Annotated in this window: 1 protein-coding gene; it reads left to right on the plus strand. The window is 64.3% G+C overall.

Features of this window, described 5'->3' with window-relative positions:
- On the plus strand, positions 1 to 1,151 hold a 1,151-nt coding region (locus tag BM171_RS18640), incomplete at both ends, for a GTP-binding protein (protein WP_139218765.1).

Consider the following 1,151-nt stretch of genomic DNA (forward strand, 5'->3'; position numbering starts at 1 on the left):
CCCGTGACCGTCCTTTCCGGCTTTCTCGGTGCAGGGAAGACCACGCTCCTGAATCGTGTCCTGAACAACCGCGACGGGCGGCGCGTTGCCGTCATCGTGAACGACATGTCGGAGGTGAACATCGACGCGGATCTCGTGCGCGACGGCGGCGCCAATCTCAGCCATACCGACGAGACGCTGGTCGAGATGAGCAATGGCTGCATCTGCTGCACGCTGCGCGACGATCTTCTGGACGAGGTGCGCCGCCTCGCGGGCGAGGGTCGGTTCGACTACCTGCTCATCGAGTCGACGGGCATCTCGGAGCCCTTGCCTGTCGCCGCGACCTTCGATTTCCGGGACGAACATGGCGACAGCCTCTCGGATGTCGCGAAGCTCGACACGATGGTGACCGTAGTCGATGCGGTGAACCTCTTGAACGATTATTCGAGCCACGACTTCCTGCGGGATCGCGGCGAGACGATGGGAGAGGCGGACGAACGGACGCTCGTGCATCTTCTGACCGACCAGATCGAGTTCGCCGACGTCGTTGTCCTGAACAAGATCAGAGATGCCGGCCCCGAGCGGACGGATGCCGCGCGCAAGATCATCCGCAGTCTCAACGCCGATGCGCGCATTATCGAGACAAACCACTCCGATGTGCCGGCGGATGCGATCCTCGATACGGGCCTTTTCGATTTCGAGAAGGCGCATGAACATCCGATGTGGGCGAAGGAGCTTTACGGCTTTGCCGACCATGTGCCCGAGACGGAGGAATATGGTGTCGCCTCCTTCGTATACCGGGCGCGGCGGCCCTTCGTGCCGGAGCGGATCATGGCCGTTCTCAATGCCGAAATGCCCGGCGTCATCCGCGCCAAGGGACATTTCTGGATCGCCACCCGTCCCGACTGGGTGGCCGAGTTCTCGCTGGCCGGTGCATTGTCGAGCGTCACGCCGCTGGGCACCTGGTGGGCGTCCGTGCCGAAAGAGCGCTGGCCCACCCATGACAGCGCGCGGAGCTATCTCGCGGCGCACTGGATCGAGCCGTGGGGCGACCGGCGGCAAGAGATCGTTTTCATCGGGTCCGGGATCGATTGGCCGACCCTGAAAGCGCGGCTCGACGCGGCGCTGGTCCCCGAGGCGCAGGCGACAGGCCCCGAGGCGCTGCCCGACTT

This window comes from Roseivivax halotolerans, assembly GCF_900115815.1.
Taxonomy (GTDB): Bacteria; Pseudomonadota; Alphaproteobacteria; order Rhodobacterales; family Rhodobacteraceae; genus Roseivivax; species Roseivivax halotolerans.